Raw genomic sequence first — 16977 nt, forward strand, 5'->3', positions numbered from 1 at the left:
ATGATCCAGGCAGCGCGCGTGCTCTTGCTCCTCGCGGCGATCCTCGTCGGCCTGTCGTGCACCCCGGACGCGAAGCGGACGATCCGCATCGCGATCGGGACGCAGGACACGACCATCAACTGCGCCACCGGCGGGCTCCTGATCCGGGAGCTCAAGCTGCTCGAGAAGCACCTGCCGAAGGACGGCAAGTACAGGGACGTCTCCTACGAGATCGAGTGGAAGGACTTCACCTCGGGGCCGCCGCTCACGACCGAGATGGTGGCCGGGAAGCTCGACATCGGCGGGATGGCCGACTTCCCCGGCGTGCTGAACGGCGTCGCCCACAAGAAGCAGGGGAGCCGCAGCCTCTACATCGCCACGCTCTCCGGCAGCGCGCTGGGGAGCGGCAACGGCATCGTCGTGCCGAGCGACGCCCCGGCCCAGGGCCTGAAGGACCTCAAGGGAAAGCAGATCTCCGTCCCGTTCGGCTCGTCCGCCCACGGCATGCTGCTCCGGGCGATCCGCGATCTCGGCTGGGATCCGGAGAAGGACGTGACGCTCGTGTCGCAGTCCCCGGAGGTCGGCGGCTCCTCGCTGAAGGCGAAGAAGATCGACGCGCACGCCGATTTCGTCCCGTTCGCGGAGCTGTTCCCCTTCCGCGGCTTCGCCCGGAAGATCTACGACGGCTCCAGCGTCAAGGTGCCGACGGCGCACGGCGTCCTTGTGCGCGCGGCGTACGCGGAGGAGCACCCGGAGATCGTCGTGGCCTTCCTCAAGGCGGCGCTGGAGGCGGACCGCCTGTTCGCGGAGGAGCCCGAGAAATACAGCGAGCTCATCGAGAAGGTGACCGGCGTGGACGCCGAGGTCGCCTACATGTTCCACGGGCCGCTCGGCATCCAGACGCGGGACTTCACGATCAAGCCCGAGGTCCGCCGCGCGCTCCAGGTGGCCGTGGACACGCTCACGCTGCTCAAGCGCACGGACACGACCCTCGACGTGGGCGCGTTCGTGGACGACCGGTACATCCGGCGCGCGGCCCAGGAGCTCGGGCTCGACTACGAGGCGCGGCTCGCGAGCCACGCCAAGCTCCCGCTGTCCGGGAGCGACGCCCTGTCCGGCGGGCCGATCGCCGAGCCGGCGCTGGCCGCGCAGATCTGGGTCGGGGGCGAGCCGAAGGTGCGCGCGTACGGGAGCCCGGGCTCCGCGCTCGCCGCGCTGAAGCAGCTCACGGCCGAGGGCAAGGAGATCCGCGTCGTCTTCGTGCACGATCGCCTCAGCGGGGTGAAGCTGCTGGCCGATCGCGCGTGGTACGCGAGGGACCCCGGCGGGGGCCTCTCGGCGTTCCTGGCGAAGGAGGACGCCGAGCGATGGGCCGCGGAGAACGCGGCGGCGGTCGTCGACTTCGCGACCCTGCGGGGCGACGTCACGAAGCTCACGGCGGCGGCGCCATGACGATGCTCTCCGAGCGCAGCGCGCCGGCCGGGCCCGAGCTCGGCGGCCGCGCCGCCTTCGCGCCCGCGCTGGAGAGCGCGGTCCTGCGGCGCGCGTCCCCGGCGCCGGGCGGCGCGCTCCGCGAGCGGCGCCCGCGGCGCGACCTCGGCCGCGCCTGTCTGCGCGCCCTGTCCGTGGTCGCGTGCATCGGCCTCTGGCAGTGGGCGTCGACGTCGCGCGTGGACCTCGGCCTCATCACGTTCGTCAACGTGCCCGCGCCGACGGAGGTCCTCGTCGCGGCCCGGGAGCTCTTCGGCTCGCCGAAGCTCTGGCGGCACCTCTGGAGCAGCGTGCTCCGCGTCCTCGCGGGCTTCGCCGTCGCGGGCGTCACGGGCGTCGCGCTCGGGCTCCTCATCGGCAGGTCGCGGCTCGCCGAGGACACGCTCCTCCCGCCGCTCGAGGTCCTGCGCCCCATCCCCGGCGTCGCCTGGCTCCCGCTCGCGATCCTGATGTTCCCGTCGGCCGAGCTGAGCATGATCTTCATCACGACCCTGGGGGCGCTGTTCCCGATCCTGCTCGCGACCCTCCACGGCGTGGGCGCCCTCGATCCGCGGCTCATCGCGAGCTCCCGCAGCCTCGGTGCGCGCCCCTTCCGCCTCTTCCTCGAGGTGATCTTGCCGGGCGCGCTGCCCAGCATCCTCACGGGCATGAGCATCGGCATGGGCACGTCCTGGTTCTGCCTCGTGACCGCCGAGATGATCGGGGGCCAGTACGGCATCGGCTACTTCACCTGGGAGTCGTACAACTTGCAGCGCTATCCGGACATCGTCCTCGGCATGCTGCTCATCGGCCTGATGGGCATGCTCAGCAGCGCGCTCGTCCAGCGGATCGGCGCGTGGCTCACCCCCTGGCACCGGCCGGAGGAGAAGGGCCGATGACGTCCGCCGCGCGCGCGCCGCGCCGGGAGAGCCCGGCGGGTGCCGTCGAGATCCGCGGCCTGTCCGTGGCGCTGGGGACGGGCTCCCGCCGCGTCGAGGCGGTGCGGGATCTCGATCTGACCGTCGAGTGTGGCGAGCTCGTGAGCCTGCTCGGCCCCTCCGGGTGCGGCAAGTCGACGATCCTGAACGCCGTCGCCGGGTATGTGGCGCCGGAGCGCGGCAGCATCGCGGTCGGCGGCGAGCGGGTCGAGGCGCCCGGGCCGGAGCGCGGCATGGTCTTTCAGCAGTGCTCGCTGCTCCCCTGGAAGACGGTGCTGAACAACGTCGGCTTCGGCCTCAAGATGCGCGGCGTCCCGGAGCGCGAGCGCCGGGACGCGTCCCGGCGGCTGCTCGAGCTCGTCGGGCTGTCGGGGTTCGAGGACGCCTATCCGGCGCAGCTCTCCGGCGGCATGCAGCAGCGGGTCGAGATCGCGCGCGTCCTGATCGCGGAGCCGCGCGTCGTGCTGATGGACGAGCCGTTCAGCGCGCTCGACGCCCAGACCCGGCTCTCGATGCAGGCGCTGCTCCTCGACGTCATCCGTCACGTGCGCACGACGGTGCTGTTCGTCACGCACGACATCGACGAGGCGATCTTCCTGTCCGACCGCATCGCCCTCATGACCCGCCGGCCGTGCCGCGTCGGCGCGCAGATCGCGGTGCCGTTCGAGCGGCCGAGGAGCGCCGCGATCGTGGGATCGAGCGAGTTCGCCGCGATCAAGCGGCGGTGCCTCGACGCCCTCGGCGACGGGCGCTCGAGCGCCGCGGCCCCCGCGCGGGGGCGCGAACAGCACACCGGCGCTTGAAGCGCGGACCGGGCGCGCCGGCTCGCCCGGCCCGGCCAGCGGGGATCCGGGCGTGACGCCCCGGATCGCGGCGCGTCGAGTTCCGGTGAGCGCGCTTGATGTTCCCTGCGTTTTTCCTTACTAACGAGCCGAGAGGAGTGTTCCCCGATGCTCAAGAGATTCCTGCGGGTGACCGACGTGCCGTTCTCGGCCTCGGTCGCGCTGCTCGTGCTTCGCGTTGTCACCGGCATCGCGTTCATCTTTCACGGCTGGGGGAAGATCCAGGCCCCGTTCAGCTGGATGGGGCCCACCGCGCCCGTTCCGGGGTTCCTGCAGGCGCTGGCCGCGATCGCCGAGGTCGGCGGCGGCCTCGCCTGGATCCTCGGCCTCCTGACGCCGCTCGCGTCGCTGGGCATCGCCGCCACGATGGCGGTCGCGGTCGCGACGCACCTGATGCGCGGTGATCCGTTCTTCGCGATGGGCAGCTCCTCCTACGAGGTGGCGGCGGTCTACTTCTCCATCTCCCTCGTGCTCCTCCTCGTCGGGCCGGGGAGGCTCTCCGCCGACGCCGCGATCTTCGGGACCAAGCGCTGAGCTCCTCCGCGCGCCCTCGCGCGGTCGATCGATCGAGGGCGTCGCCGCCCGAGCTCGGGCGGCAGATCTGAGCCTCGCCGCCTGCTCCGTCCGGCCCGGCGCAGGAGGCCGGCACACCCTGGAGCGCGCGGTTCCATCCTGAGCGGACAGCGAGCGCCCGACCCATTTTGCGCCTGGGGAACCGCGCCGCGCCGATGCCCCCGGTACTATGGTGTGGCCGGGAGGCACCATGAGAGACGGCGGGGCGACGGCGCTATCGAACGGCGCGCCGCGCGGTGTTGCCATCGCGGCAGCCTGCTCGTTCGCCCTCGGGTGCGCGGCCCTGCTCGGCTGGTGGCTCCAGGCGACCCCCCTTATTTCCATCGTGGAAGGCCTGCCGATCTTGGTGCCCAACACCGCGATCGCCCTCGTCCTCTCGGGGGGGTCGCTCTGGGCGCTGGGCGCGCGGGAGCGTCCGGCGCCGCTCCGCCGGCTCGGACAGGGGTGCGCCGCTCTCGTCATCGCGTACGGCGTCGCGGTCCTCGCGCAGTACGTCGTCGGGCGGGATCTCGGCCTCGACCGCCTGCTGTTCCCGGCGCGCGTGGAGCTCGCGAGCAAGTTCCCCGGCAGGCCCCCGCCGAACACCGCGCTCTGCTGCGTCCTGATCGGCTCGGCGCTCCTCTCGCTGCCCGTGAAGACGCGGCGGGCCTGCTGGCTCTCGGACGGCGGCGCGCTCTCAGCCGCGGCGCTCGCGCTGACCGCGTTGACCGGTTACGTGTTCGGCGTCGGCTACGCTTACGGGCTGCCGCCGCTGTTCCCGTTCACGGGCATGGCGCTCCACGCCGCGGTCGCCTTCCTCGCGCTCTGCGCCGGGCTCTTCATGGCGCGGCCGGATTGCGGGGCGTTCGCCGCGCTGACGGCCAGCGGGCCCGGAGGCGTCCTGTTGCGGCGCTTCCTGCCCTTCGTCGTCCTGGTTCCGCTCGTGATCGGCCGGCTCTTCCTGATCGGCGCCGATCTCGGGGCCTACCCCCTCGCGGCGTCGTTCTCGCTCTCCTCGGCCATCACGACGCTCCTGCTCGGGGCCCTGCTCTGGGTCAGCGCGGCGCGCCTGGACCTGCTCGACGAGGCGCGGCGCCGGGCCGAGGGGGCGCGCGCCTTCCTCGCGACCCTCACGCACTCCTCGGACGACGCCGTGATCGGCACCGACCTCGACGGGACCATCCAGAGCTGGAACCCGGCCGCGGAGCGCCTGTACGGCTACAGCGCCGGGGAGGCGATCGGGCGCGCGGTGCTCGCCCTGTACCCGCCCGAGCGCGTCGAGGAAGCCAAGGAGAACCTGGCGCGCCTGCGCCGCGGCGAGCACCTCGATCACTTCGAGACCGCAGGCCTGACCAGGGACGGGAGGACCCTCGACGTCGAGATCACGGTGTCGCCGATCGCGGGCGACGCGGGGCGTATCACCGGCTTCTCCGCGATCTGCCGGGACATCGCGCGCCGCAAGGCGATGGAGGCCGAGGTCGCGAGCGCCCACGAGGCGGAGCGGCGCATCCGCGCGCAGATCGAGGCCGTCGGCGCCGCGAGCGCGGAGGTCTCGGAGGCGCTGGCGAGGCTGCCGCGCTCCGATTCGGGGGTGCGCTCCGTGCTGGAGGTCATCACGCGGCACGCGAAGGAGATCTCGGGCGCCGACTACGCGGCGCTCGGCATCGGAGAGGACTGCCTGCGGCCGTTCGATGCCTGGGTCCCGAGCGGCGTCACCGCGGAGCAGATCGCGCGGATCGGCGCCCTCCCGCGCCCCATCGGCGTCCTCGGCGCGGTGGCCCGCGGCGGCCGGTCGATCCGGCTCGCCGATGTCCGCGCGCACCCCGAGTTCATCGGGCTACCGCCGCACCACCACCCGATCGAGGCGTTTCTCGGCGTGCCGCTCCGCTTTCACGGCCGGAGCGTGGGCAACCTCTATCTGGGCAAGCGCCCCGGCCGTCCGCCGTTCACCGAGGATGACGAGCGCGTCGCGGAGCTGCTCGCCGACCGGACCTGCGGCGCGATCGAGACCGCGCGGCTCTACCGGGTCGAGGCGAACGAGCGAAAGCGGCTCGAGGCGGTCGTCGAGCAGATGCCCGAGGCGGCGATCCTCGTCGACGCCGAGGGGCGGGTCATCACGTGCAACAGGCTGGCGCTCGAGTACGCGGCCTGTGGCGCGGGCGAGGTCGATCCCTGGGGCAATGCGATGAGCTTCGAGCTCCGGTACCCCTCGGGGGAGCCCATGGACTGGCTCGAGCGCCCGCTGATCCGGGCCCTCAGCCGCGGCGAGGTCGTGACGAGCGCCGAGGCGCAGATGCGCCGCCTCGCCGACGGCGCCGTCGTCCCGGTGCTGGTCAACGCCGCGCCGGTGCGCTCGGAAGACGGCGAGCTCCAGGGCGCCGTCGCCGTCTTTCAGGACATCTCGGCGCTCAAGGAGCTGGAACGGCAGCGCCAGGAGTGGGTAGGCGTCATCGCTCACGACCTCCGCCAGCCCATCCAGGTCATCGCGACCGCGAGCCAGCTCTTGGGCGTCCGGTCCGGCGAGCAGCTCGTCGCGGACGGCCAGAAGCAGCTCGGGAGGATCGCCTCGTCCGTCGAGCGGCTGCGCCGCATGATCGACGACCTCCTCGACGCCTCGCGCATCGAGGCGCGGCAGCTCGATCTGGAGCGGGTTCCGGTCGATCTCAGCGCGCAGCTCCGGGAGATCATCGACAGGTCGACCGCGGCGACCGCGGGCCACGCCGTGCATCTGGAGGTGCAGGGCGACGTGCCCGCCGTCCTGGCGGACCCCGGGCGGCTCGAGCAGATCGTCACCAACCTGCTCTCCAACGCGGCCAAGTACGGCCTGCCGGAGCGCGACATCGTGGTCTCCGTCAGCGTCCACCAGGCCAGCGCGCAGGTCTGCGTGACCAACTGGGGACGCGGCATCGAGGAAGCGTCTCTGCCGCACCTGTTCAAGCGCTTCTGGCGGGCGGCCGAGGGCGATCCGCGCTGCGTCCGCGGCGTCGGTCTCGGCCTCTACATCACGAAGGGCCTCGTGGAGGCCCACGGAGGCAGCATCTCCGTCGAGAGCAGCCCCGGCGGCACGACGACATTCCGCTTCTCGCTGCCCCTCGCCCCGGACGCCCAGCGCGCCGCCGGCGCGTAGCGCGTCTTCCTGCCCTGCCGGCTCCCCCTCGTCCCGGAGAGCGCGCCCCCGGCGAGCTCGTCAATTCGGGGTCAGCGAGCTCGGCAATTGCCCATCAGGGGTGTGAAGGGAGTTTCGTTACCTCGATGTCCCTTCTCCGCGTTCCGTTTTTCGGCACCACCACCCTTTCGCAGTATTCTGTGCTCAGGCCGCTCAGAATGATCGCAGAAGGAACTTCCTGAGGTTCTTATCCTTGCTACACCTGAGATCCGCTCCGGCCCAATGCTGGGGTAGTGAGGTGGCGCAGCAGTGAATTCCTGGTTCTTGCACGTGGGTAGGCGGCTGGGGCCCGCGGGTCGTCGGCTTTGGGTACTCGGGATCTTGGGGGTGGTGCTCGCGGTGACTCTCGGGCTCGCGCTCCGCGCGGCGCCCACGGAGCGCGCGGCCACGTACACCGAGCTGCTCCAGATCGCGCAGGCGGGGCAGGCGGCCGCGGTCGAGGTGAGCGGCGATCGCTTCTTCGTGCGCCAGGCGGGCGGCGTGATGGTGACCGCCGTCGTCGACGAGCCGACGCTCCGGCAGGAGCTCGTCTCGCGGTTCGTGGGCGCCGGCGCCTCGGTCGACTTCGTCTCCCGGGAGGAGCCGTCGCGCGCCGCGTCCGCCGTGCTGCCGGTGGTCGTCCTCGCCGCGGTCGGGTTCGCGCTCTTCACGGTGAGCCGGCGCCGCAGCCCGAAGGTCTTCTCCGACGCGAAGGCCGGGGTCGCGCGGTCGCCCGTGCGGTTCGCCGACGTCGCCGGGATGCACGAGGTCAAGCAGGAGCTCGCCGAGACGGTCGAGTTCCTGAAGAGCCCCGACCGCTTCGCGCGCCTCGGCGGCCGGCCGCCGCGCGGCGTGCTGCTCACGGGCGAGCCAGGGACCGGCAAGACGCTGCTGGCGCGCGCCGTCGCGTGCGAGGCGGACGTGCGGTTCCTCTCGGCGTCCGGCTCGAGCTTCCAGGAGATGTTCGTCGGCGTCGGCGCCTCCCGCGTCCGCGCGCTCTTCGCCGAGGCGCGCAAGGCCGCCCCGTGCATCGTCTTCATCGACGAGATCGACGCCGTGGGGCGGGCGCGCGCCAAGGGACACGGCGACTCCGCCTCCGCGGAGCACGACCAGACGCTGAACCAGCTGCTCGTCGAGATGGACGGGTTCGACCACGCGACCGGCATCGTGGTGATCGCGTCGACAAACCGCGTCGACATGCTCGATCCCGCGCTGCTCCGGCCGGGTCGCTTCGATCGCAAGGTCACCGTGCCGCTGCCCGACGTGCGCGGCCGCGAGGAGATCCTCAACGTCCACGCCGGTCCGATCCCGCTCGAGGGGGAGGTCGATCTCGGCACCATCGCCCGCAGCACGCCGGGCTTCTCGGGCGCCGACCTGGCCAACCTCCTGAACGAGGCGGCCATCCTCGCGGCCCGCGAGGGCGCCGACGCGGTGGACCCGACGCACATCGACCGCGCGCGCGACCGCGTGCTCATGGGGCTCGAGCGCAAGGGGGTGCTGGTCGACGAGGACGAGCGCTACGCGACCGCCGTGCACGAGGCCGGGCACGTCGCGGTCGGGCTGCTCGCGCCGAGCTGCGATCCGGTGCACAAGGTGTCGATCCTTCCGCGGGGCCGCGCGCTCGGCGTGACCCAGGCGCTGCCCGAGAAGGATCGGCTGATGTACCGGAAAGAGTACCTCGAGGATCAGATCTGCATGCTGATGGGCGGCCGCGCCGCCGAGATGGTCATCCTCGGGACGATGACGGCCGGCGCCTCGGACGACATCCAGCGCGCCGCGACGATCGCCTGGAAGATGGTCGCGGAGCTCGGCATGAGCCACCTCGGCCCCATCTGTGTCGGTGACGGGCACCCCGCGCGGAGCCCGGCCCTGCTCGACCGCGTCGACGAGACGGCGCGTGCGCTCACGGACGCCCAGCTCGCGCGCGCCGTCGAGATCGTGAAGTCCCGGCAGGGCGAGATCGACACGCTCGTCAAGGCGCTCCTCGAGAAGGAGACGCTCGGGATGGACGAGATCCATGCCTGTTTCCCGGCCGATCGTCGGCCGCGCGCTGCCCACCAGGCCGCCTGAGGCCGCGCAGGCTCGAGGGCGCCGGGAAGGGAAGCCCCTTTCTGGCGTCCCCGGCGGCTCCAGCGATTCACCTCCGCGGTCGCTCATTCGCGCTCTGCCGGGCTCCCCTCTTCCCTCCACTCCAGCCCTCTCCTCTCGTCACCGGCGCTCCTGGATCCGTCACGGAGGCTCCTGGATTGGCGGCGGGCTCACCAGACGCCCGTTGTCTCGGGCCTCCCGCGCGTAGAAGAGCTCGCCAGGGGGCCTATCGCGCCGGATTGAATGCGTCGCGGCGCCTCTGAACCATGGCGCGCTGCATCGTTCATTCCGTCCAGAGAGCGCAAATCTCCCCTTGCGATTGCCGGGCAAGCTGGTGAAGTGGCGCCACTTGCATGCATGGATTCCGTCGCGTTCGTATGTCCTTCGACGGGGCGCTCTCTCCACATTCCGGCTCGGACAGTCCTGCCTCGGGTCGCTCCCCGAGCTCGGCGCCGCCGTCGCGCGCTCTTCCGCCCCGCGCGGGCGTGCGGCGCTGTGGCGCGGAGGCGCGCGGTGCCTGAGCCCCGGATACTGCTCCTGTCCAACAGAGACCCGGAGGAAGCCGTCGACGAGCCGCCACTCGCGCAGCGGGTGGGGAGCGGTCGGCTCCGGCTCGGCCGGGTGGACGGCAGCGCGGCCGTCGCCGAGAGCGTCCTCGCGGCCCTCGCCGCGGCCCCCGGCGTGCGCGTGGCGCACCGGCCGGTGCTCCGGCCGAGCGAGGTGCTCGCGGCCATCGGCGATCATCGCCCCGACGTGATCTTCAACCTGTGCGAGGCGCTCGACGGCGACAGCCGCCGCGAGGTCATGTGCGCGTGGCTGCTCGCGGGGCTCGACCTCCGCTTCACGGGCAGCGACCACGTCGCGCTCCGGAGCTGCCTTCACAAGGCCGAGGCGAACTGGATCCTCGCGCGCGCCGGCGTGCGCGTGCCCGAGACGGTGCGGGTCGACGGTCCGGATCGCATCCCGGACGTCGCGTTTCCGGTCATCGTCAAGCCGGAGCGCGAGGACGGCTCGACCGGGATCGATCGGGGCTCGGTCGTCCACGATCGCGCCGCGCTCCGCGACAAGGTCGCCGCGGTCGTCGCGCAGTGCCGCCAGCCGGTCGTGGTGCAGCGCTACGTGCACGGGCGGGAGCTCTCGGTCTCGCTGCTCGGATGGCCCGCGCCGCGCGTGCTGCCGCCCGGCGAGATCCTCTTTCAGGGGTTGCCCGAGGGGCACCCGCATGTCGTCACGTACGAGTCGAAGTGGCGCCCGGAGACGGCCGCGTCGCTCGGCACACCCTCCACGGCGGCGGTGCTGCGGCCGCTCGACCTGCGCCGGGTCGTCGCCATCGGTCGCCGCGCGTTCGAGGTGCTCGGGCTGCGCGACTACGGCCGCGTCGACGTGCGGCTCGACGAGCGCGGCACGCCTTACGTCATCGACGTCAACCCGAACTGCGACCTCTCGCCGGACGCCGGCTTCGCGCGGGCGGCGGCGCGCGCCGGGCTCTCGTACGCCGACGTCATCTGGGCGATCCTCCGCGCCGCGCTCGCCCGCGGCGCGCGCCAGGGCGATCTGCTGCGCGCGCGGGGCCGCCCTCCGGCGCGCGGCCGCGCCGCCGTGCTCCCCGCTGCCCGCGCCGCCTTCGCCGCCGCGCCCGAGGCGCCGTGAGCACGCAGCGCGGGCTCCGCCCCGAGGACCGGCCGCTCATCGCGGAGCTGCTCGAGTCGCTCCCTGCGTTCACCGACGACGAGCGCGCGGTGGCGCTGGAGCTCGTCGACGTGGCGCTGGCCCAGCCCTCGTCGGACGGTTACCGGTTCGTGCTGAGCTTCCACGGCGCGCCGCGCGACGGCGGGGCGCCGCGGCTGGCGGGGTATCTCTGCTATGGCCGCACGCCGATGACGCAGTCCACGTACGACCTGTACTGGATCGCGACCTCGCCGGATTTCGCGCGGTCGGGCGTGGCGCGCGGGCTCGTCTCGACCCTGGAGGGCGAGATCGCGCGCGAGGGCGGCGGCCTCGTGCGGGTCGAGACGGGCAGCCGGGAGGGGCACGGCGCGGCGGTGCGCTTCTACGACGCGGTGCAGTTCACGCGGGCGGCGGTCATCGCCGACTTCTACGCGCCGGGCGACGATCTCATCGTCTACACGAAGCGGGTCGCCCCGGTGCGCGCCACGGCTGCGCCCCCGGCCATCGAGGGGGCGCGCGCCGCCTCGCCCGGCGCGCGCGGCGAGGCGCCCGCGCCCGGCGAGGCGCTCGCGCCGGGCGAGGCGCCCGCGCCGGGCGAGCCTGCGCTCTACGATGCGGCCTTCAGCTACCGCGACTACGCCGCGGAGCGCGACTTCCTGCTCGCGTGCGCGCGCCGCTTCGGTGCCCGCCCGGTGCAGCGCGTGCTCTCGTGGGCCTGCGGGCCTGCGCGGCACCTGGAGGCGTTCGCGGAGCTCGGCCTCGGCTGCGCCGGCGCGGACGGCTCCGCGGCGATGATCGCCTATGCCGAGCGCGCCGCGTGCGCCCGCGGCGCCGGGGCGGGCATCCGCTTCTGCCGTGCGGAGCTCGACGAGCGCCCCGACGTCGCGCCGGTCGATCTCTCGTTCGTGCCGCTGTCGGCGATCCACCAGCTGGCCACGCCGGCGGCGCTCGAGCGCCACCTCCGCCTCGCGGCCTCGCTCCTCTTGCCGGGCGGCGTCCACGTCATCGAGGCGACGCACCCGGTCGATCTCACGCCGTCCGGCGTGAACCGGACCGAGTGGACCGAGCTGCGCGGCGAACAGTCGATCGACGCGCGGTTCCGCATCCACATCGAGAAGGCGACGCCCGATCGCGTGGTGCCCGTGAGCCTCGAGGTCGTGTGCTCGGCCCGGCGCAACGGCGGTGCGCCGCGGGAGCTCTCGTCGTTCCGGCAGGTGGCGACCTGGCACATCCCGGACCTCGCGGGCTGGCGGCGCGTCGCGGAGCGGGTGCCGGAGCTCTCCCTGGTCGCGACGCTCGGCGACTTCAACGTCGATGTGCCGTTCGAGCGCGCCGCGGCGTGGCGGCTGATCCTGGTGCTGCAGCGCCTCTGAGCGCGCGCGGGCGCTCGGAGGCGCGCCGGTCCGCGCCGCGCGGCGCGCCGGTCAGTTCAGGTCCCAGAAGTACTTGCCCCCGCTCGGCGGCGGCTCGTCTGCGCCTCCACCGGCGCCTCCGCCGTCTTCGGAGCGGGTCAACTGGAGCACTTCTTCGAGCGAGCTCGCCTCGTCGCGCCAGTACGCTTCCGAGCCGAAGTGCGGGAAAGTCCTCGGGAAAATGGGGTCGTGCCACCGCCGCGCGATCCAGGCGGCGTAGTGGATCATGCGGAGGCCCCGGAGCGGCTCGATCAGCCCGAGGGTGGAGCGGTCGAAGCGGCGGAGCTCCTCGTAGCCCTCGATGAAGAGCTCGCGCTGCTGGCGAGCGGTCGCGTCGCGGCCGGGGAGGACGAGCCAGAGGTCCTGCACGGCGGGGCCGACGACCATGTCGTCGAAGTCGAGCACGCGGAGCGCGCCGTCGCGGAGGAGCAGGTTGCCCGGGTGCAGATCGCCGTGGATGCGGTGCACGTCGACGCCGCGCAGGCGCTCCTCGGCCGCGTCGGCGACGGCGCGCGCGGCCGCGAGGTACCGGGGCGCGACGGTGGCGGGGAGGACCTTGCGCTCGGCGAGCCAGCCGAGGTCCTCGCGCGCGTATGTGTCGGCGGAGAGCCGGACGCGGTGCTCGGCGGTCCTCTGCGCGCCCACGTTGTGGATGCGGGCGGCGAGCCTGCCGAGGCGCACGAACAGCTCGTCTCCGAGCTCGTCGGGGGCGCGGCCGCCCATGCGCTCGAAGAGGCAGTACTCGATGTGGTCGATCTGGTGGAGCGTCTCGCCGTCGGGGAAGAGGCGCGTCGGGCACACGGGGATCTCGGCGTCCGCGAGCTCCGCGAGGAACCGGTGCTCTTCCAGGATCTGCTCACGCGTCCAGCGCCCTGGTCGGTAGAACTTCGCGATGATGCGGGTGCGGTCCTCGAGCTCGACCTCGTAGACGCGGTTCTCGAACGAGTTCAGCGGATAGCAGACGCGGTTGCAGAGGACGCCTGCGGCCTCGACGGCCTCGATCACCTTGTGCGGGGTCAGCGAGAGGAAGAGGTCGGTCGGGGTGGTGGAGCTCATGGTCGGGGAGTTGAGGTGGGGGAAGACCGAGGTTGGGGGGGGAAGACCGAGATCGAGGTGGAGGTGGAGGGGCTGATCTGGAGGAGGAGTTGAGCACCAACCGGCGGTGGTGGTGGCCGGATTCGAACATGAAGGCGGGAAGGCGGGAAGAAAAGATCAATGATCTTCCTGCCTTCCCGCCTTCATGCGATTCACTCCGGGGCAAATCCGAGCGCCTCGGCGGCGTCGAGCGAGCGGGCGCGCGGGCGCCGTGTCCGGCGGGGTCGTGATACGCTAGCCTGAGGACCTCATGATGGAAGAGACGCAGCTTTCCTTTCCTCACCTCGAGATCAGCAAGCTCGAGGCGATGGTCGAGATCATGTTCCTCGCCGCGTACGCTGACGGATCCATCAACGAGGCTGAGCGCGCCGAGCTCACGGCGCACGCGGCGGCGATGAGCGCGGGCCGCCTCGGGGCGGATGTCGTCGAGTCGCTCATCGCGATCATCGAGCGCTCGGTGCGCGAGGAGGGCAGGCCCGATCGCTTCTTGGCCCTCCGCGCGCGCCTGCCCGACGTGCGGATGCGCGAGGCCGCGATCGAGCTGGCGGTCCGGCTGATCGCCGCCGACGGCGTGATCCACGAGAGCGAGCACGCGCTGCTCGTCGAAGCAGCCACGGCGCTCGAGGTGCCGATCGCGTTCAAGGGGCGCGTCGTATCAGGCGCGCCCCGCTGAGCCGTACGAGGCGCGCGGGAGGCGCGATGGGCGGCGATGGGTGCGAGGATCGCGCGCAGCTCGGCCTCGTGCCGCTCGGGACAGGCAACGACCTGGCCCGCACGCTCGCGATCCCGTGGAGGGGCAGGGGGCTGACACCCGACGCCGATGTGCTCGCCGCCCCAGGCGCCGTGCGCAGGGAATGCGTTGCGCTACAACCGTTGCGCCGGCGGATCGGTCGCGCGCTGTCCCGGGCCGCTGAAGCCGGCGACGCGCCGCGGGTCTGAGGCGAACTGACGGCGAAGGGCGCTGGATGTGAGGCCTCGGCCCCGCACCGCGGCGCCGAGCGGGCGCGAATGAGGCGCAGTTTCGGCGTTTTCTGTCGGCCTGTTCCTTGCAGTCCCCGTGGGCAAGGCAAGATCATGGACACCCGACGAACTGACAGCTCCACGACGCCACATGGCGCATCGATGGAACCCGCGTCGAATCGATCCCGTCCCCCGAGCGGGGGCAGAGCTTCTTCTCCGCGCGCGTACCGCTCGCCGCGATCTCCGCGCTGGCCTTCGGCGCACCGCCCGCCGTTCGAGCCTGTCGACCTCTGGACGCCGGGCAGGCTGCCGCGGCCGTCCGGCTCGGCATGGCGCCCTGGCGGGGATGCCGTGCCGCTGGACCCGGCGAGCGACGCCTCGGCCGCCCCGGCGAGCGTCTCGCCCGTCACGCTGCGGGCCGGGCTTGCCGGCATGTCGCCCGCTGCCGCCCTGTCGGTTCCGGCGGCCGATGCGCCGGCCGCGCTGCGGCGCTACGCCCCAGGCGACGTCCTGGCGGGGCGCTATCGCCTCACGGAGATGCTCGGGGAGGGCAGCATGGGCGCCGTGTGGAAGGCTCGGAATCTCGCCCTGAACCTCGATGTCGCGCTGAAGCTCATCCGTCGTGACTGCGCGGTGCCGGAGGCTGCCTCGCGGCTGCTCAAGGAGGCCCAGGCGACGGCGCGGGTGTCCCACCGCGCTGCGGTGCGGGTGTTCGATCTCAGCTTCACGGCGGAGGGGGAGCCGTTCGTGGTGATGGAGCTCCTCCAGGGCCGGTCGCTGGCCCAGGTGCTGGCCGAGTCGGGCGCGATGGCGCCCATCTCCGGGGTCCAGCTGCTCCTGCCGGTGATCGGGGCGCTCAGCGCCGCGCACGACGCCGGGGTCGTGCACCGGGACGTGAAGCCGGCGAACATCGTGCTCGTGCGCGACGGCCGCCGGATCGTCCCCAAGCTGATCGACTTCGGCATCGCCTTCACGGCGACCCGCGCGCTCGACGACGGGCCGAGGGAGGCGCTGGTCGGGAGCCCTGCCTACATGGCGCCCGAGCAGGTTCGCGGCGGGCGGGAGTCGGACGCGCGCTCTGACGTGTGGAGCGTGTGCGTTGTGCTCTACGAGCTCGTGAGCGGCCGGCGCCCGTTCGGCGGGCCGGCGAGCCTCTCCATCGTGCACGACGTGCTGCGCCTCGATCCGCAGCGCCCGGAGGTGCTCGAGCCGCACCCGCGGCTCTGGGAAATCATCGAGCGGGGGCTGGCCAAGGCGCCCGACGGGCGCTTTCCCACGATGGCGGCGCTGGGGCGCGCGCTGGCGCAGTGGGCGATCGCGAGCGGGGTCGCCCACGATGTGACGGGGGCGTCGCTCGTCGACTACTGGCTGCCTTCCTCGTAGTCCAGCGCTGCGGCGCCGACGGTGCTCCAAGGGCGCCGAGGAGAAGAGCTCCTCGGCGCCTTGTTTTTTTTTATCCGGCTCAGTACTGCACGTCGCAGCCCTTCGAATCGGCGAAGGCCTTTATCGTCTCGAGCTCGGTCGTGGTCGCGTCGCCGTAGGCCCAGCCGATCGCGCCGGCGTATCCCTGGCTGTACCAGCTCTCGAGGAGTACTGACAAGGTGGCGGTGGCCAGGCCGGCGATGGGGAAATCGGCCATGACAACCGGCTTGTCGGTGATGCCGTAGTCCGCGGGTGACTGGTTGTAAGGCCAGTAGCGGTTGACCCGGTCGTTCATGTGAAATGTGTAAAAATCGAGGTCGGTGGTCGTCCAGGCGCGCGCCCACTTCATCGAGGCCGAGCCGATCGTGATGAGCGCTTTGCTCTCCGCGCGCAGCACCCCGATCGTGTCGAGGAGGAAGGTCTCCATCTGCTCGTGCGCGATCGGCTCCACCTGGGGATCCGGGTCGTAGTCGGGGTCGCCGTACGGGCTCGATCCGGTCATGGCCAGCTCGGGCTCGTTGATCACGTCCCAGGCGACCATCCGGTGGCGGTAAGGGCTCTGCTCGACCGCCTGGGCGAGCGGCTTGACGACGTTCTCCAGGAGCGCCGCGCGCCTCTCGGCGTCCATCACGAGGGGGGCCAGGCCGACGGTCTTCACGTCGGCGTCGACGCGGGTCGCGTGGAAGTTGTCGAAGGAGAAGAGACAGAACATGAGGTGGACGTCCGCCTGCTCGGCGAGCTCGAGCGCCTTCTCGACGTCGCTCCGCGTCGTCCCGCCGAGGCCGATGGGGTTGTCGTCCGCGTCGAACACGACGCTCTCGCCCCGGAGCTCCGGCAGCATCCACCACCGCACGACGCTGGCCCCGTGAGCGCGGATGCCAGCGAGGTTCTTCGCGTGCGTCTCCGCCTCGGCCGCGACGCCGCGCTTGTCCCACGCGGCGATGCCGCCGAAGTCGCCGGCGAAGTTGTGCCACGCATAGTTCATTCCGAACATGAAGCGGGTCTCGCAGCCGATCTTGATTCCACCCTTCTCCGCGGGGCACTCGTCGACACACTCCATGACGTCGCCCTGGCCGCCCTGGCCGCCGCCCTGTCCGCCATGGCCGCCCTCGGCGGAGACGCTCCCCCCGCCGCCGTCCTTGCCCGCCGCCACGCCGTCAGGCGATTGAGCACCAGAGCAGGCGGCGAGGACCAGCCCGGCTGCTGCGATGAGAGCGCGGTGACCGAGTGGACAAGGGGGGGTGCGCATAAGGATAACGGAGCGATGGTACGCGCGCCGGTCCACGAGCGCCATCCGATTCACTGCCAAGCTGGCCGAGAGCCACCTTTCGTGACGCCGCGTGCACGGCGGGCAATGCCCCCGCGCAACAGAGGTTGTCTTCCCCACCCACGCGCGGAGCGCGTCG

13 protein-coding genes are annotated in these 16977 nt (G+C 72.3%); 11 read left to right on the top strand and 2 right to left on the bottom strand.

All coding sequences use genetic code 11. The features are described 5' to 3' along the window. From WME75_RS14195 to WME75_RS14230, 8 genes are all read left to right on the top strand, one after another. The gene (locus WME75_RS14195; RefSeq protein WP_437490679.1) at window positions 1-1431 is read left to right on the top strand and encodes an ABC transporter substrate-binding protein; all 1431 of its coding nucleotides are present in this window, start codon (window positions 1-3) and stop codon (window positions 1429-1431) included. A gap of 2 nt (window positions 1432-1433) precedes the next feature. Continuing rightward, entirely contained in the window at window positions 1434-2348 is a 915-nt protein-coding gene (locus WME75_RS14200) for an ABC transporter permease (protein ID WP_437494818.1), read from the top strand. Next, window positions 2345-3190, top strand: a complete 846-nt coding sequence (locus WME75_RS14205; RefSeq protein WP_437490682.1) for an ABC transporter ATP-binding protein — start codon at window positions 2345-2347, stop codon at window positions 3188-3190. The genes WME75_RS14200 and WME75_RS14205 overlap by 4 nt, the downstream gene beginning before the upstream one ends. Before the next feature lie 147 nt (window positions 3191-3337). Further along, window positions 3338-3763 (top strand): DoxX family protein, encoded by a 426-nt coding sequence (locus WME75_RS14210; protein ID WP_437490685.1) that lies wholly within the window; start codon window positions 3338-3340, stop codon window positions 3761-3763. 229 nt (window positions 3764-3992) lie between these two features. Further along, window positions 3993-6908 (top strand): PAS domain S-box protein, encoded by a 2916-nt coding sequence (locus WME75_RS14215; RefSeq protein ID WP_437490688.1) that lies wholly within the window; start codon window positions 3993-3995, stop codon window positions 6906-6908. A gap of 369 nt (window positions 6909-7277) precedes the next feature. After that, window positions 7278-8996 (top strand): ATP-dependent zinc metalloprotease FtsH, encoded by a 1719-nt coding sequence (gene ftsH / locus WME75_RS14220; protein WP_437490690.1) that lies wholly within the window; start codon window positions 7278-7280, stop codon window positions 8994-8996. Window positions 8997-9527: 531 nt separating this feature from the next. Continuing rightward, the gene (locus WME75_RS14225; protein ID WP_437490692.1) at window positions 9528-10664 is read left to right on the top strand and encodes a D-alanine--D-alanine ligase family protein; all 1137 of its coding nucleotides are present in this window, start codon (window positions 9528-9530) and stop codon (window positions 10662-10664) included. Then, the gene (locus WME75_RS14230) at window positions 10661-12055 is read left to right on the top strand and encodes a GNAT family N-acetyltransferase (protein WP_437490695.1); all 1395 of its coding nucleotides are present in this window, start codon (window positions 10661-10663) and stop codon (window positions 12053-12055) included. The genes WME75_RS14225 and WME75_RS14230 overlap by 4 nt, the downstream gene beginning before the upstream one ends. Window positions 12056-12106: 51 nt before the next feature. Here the strand turns inward: WME75_RS14230 and WME75_RS14235 are convergent, their stop codons facing one another. Continuing rightward, window positions 12107-13150 carry a serine/threonine protein kinase gene (locus WME75_RS14235; RefSeq protein ID WP_437490697.1) on the bottom strand — a complete coding sequence of 348 codons (1044 nt, stop codon included), beginning with the start codon at window positions 13148-13150 and terminating at the stop codon, window positions 12107-12109. 289 nt (window positions 13151-13439) lie between these two features. Between WME75_RS14235 and WME75_RS14240 the strand changes: the two genes are divergently transcribed. The 3 genes from WME75_RS14240 (at window position 13440) to WME75_RS14250 (ending at window position 15532) form a co-directional block, all read left to right on the top strand. Continuing rightward, complete coding sequence (locus WME75_RS14240; RefSeq protein ID WP_437490700.1) at window positions 13440-13862, top strand: TerB family tellurite resistance protein; 423 nt, start codon at window positions 13440-13442, stop codon at window positions 13860-13862. A gap of 26 nt (window positions 13863-13888) precedes the next feature. Continuing rightward, on the top strand, window positions 13889-14128 hold the full coding sequence (locus tag WME75_RS14245) for a diacylglycerol kinase family protein (RefSeq protein WP_437490703.1): 240 nt from the start codon (window positions 13889-13891) through the stop codon (window positions 14126-14128). A gap of 372 nt (window positions 14129-14500) precedes the next feature. After that, a complete protein-coding gene (locus WME75_RS14250) occupies window positions 14501-15532 on the top strand; it encodes a serine/threonine-protein kinase (RefSeq protein ID WP_437490705.1) in 1032 nt (343 codons plus the stop codon). A 79-nt stretch (window positions 15533-15611) separates the two neighbouring features. Here WME75_RS14250 and WME75_RS14255 read toward each other — a convergent pair whose 3' ends face one another. Continuing rightward, window positions 15612-16724 carry a hypothetical protein gene (locus tag WME75_RS14255; protein ID WP_437490708.1) on the bottom strand — a complete coding sequence of 371 codons (1113 nt, stop codon included), beginning with the start codon at window positions 16722-16724 and terminating at the stop codon, window positions 15612-15614. Window positions 16725-16977: the final 253 nt, after the last annotated feature.

Origin of the sequence: Sorangium sp. So ce1014, from assembly GCF_051521505.1 — a bacterium.
Lineage (GTDB): Bacteria > Myxococcota_A > Polyangia > Polyangiales > Polyangiaceae > Sorangium.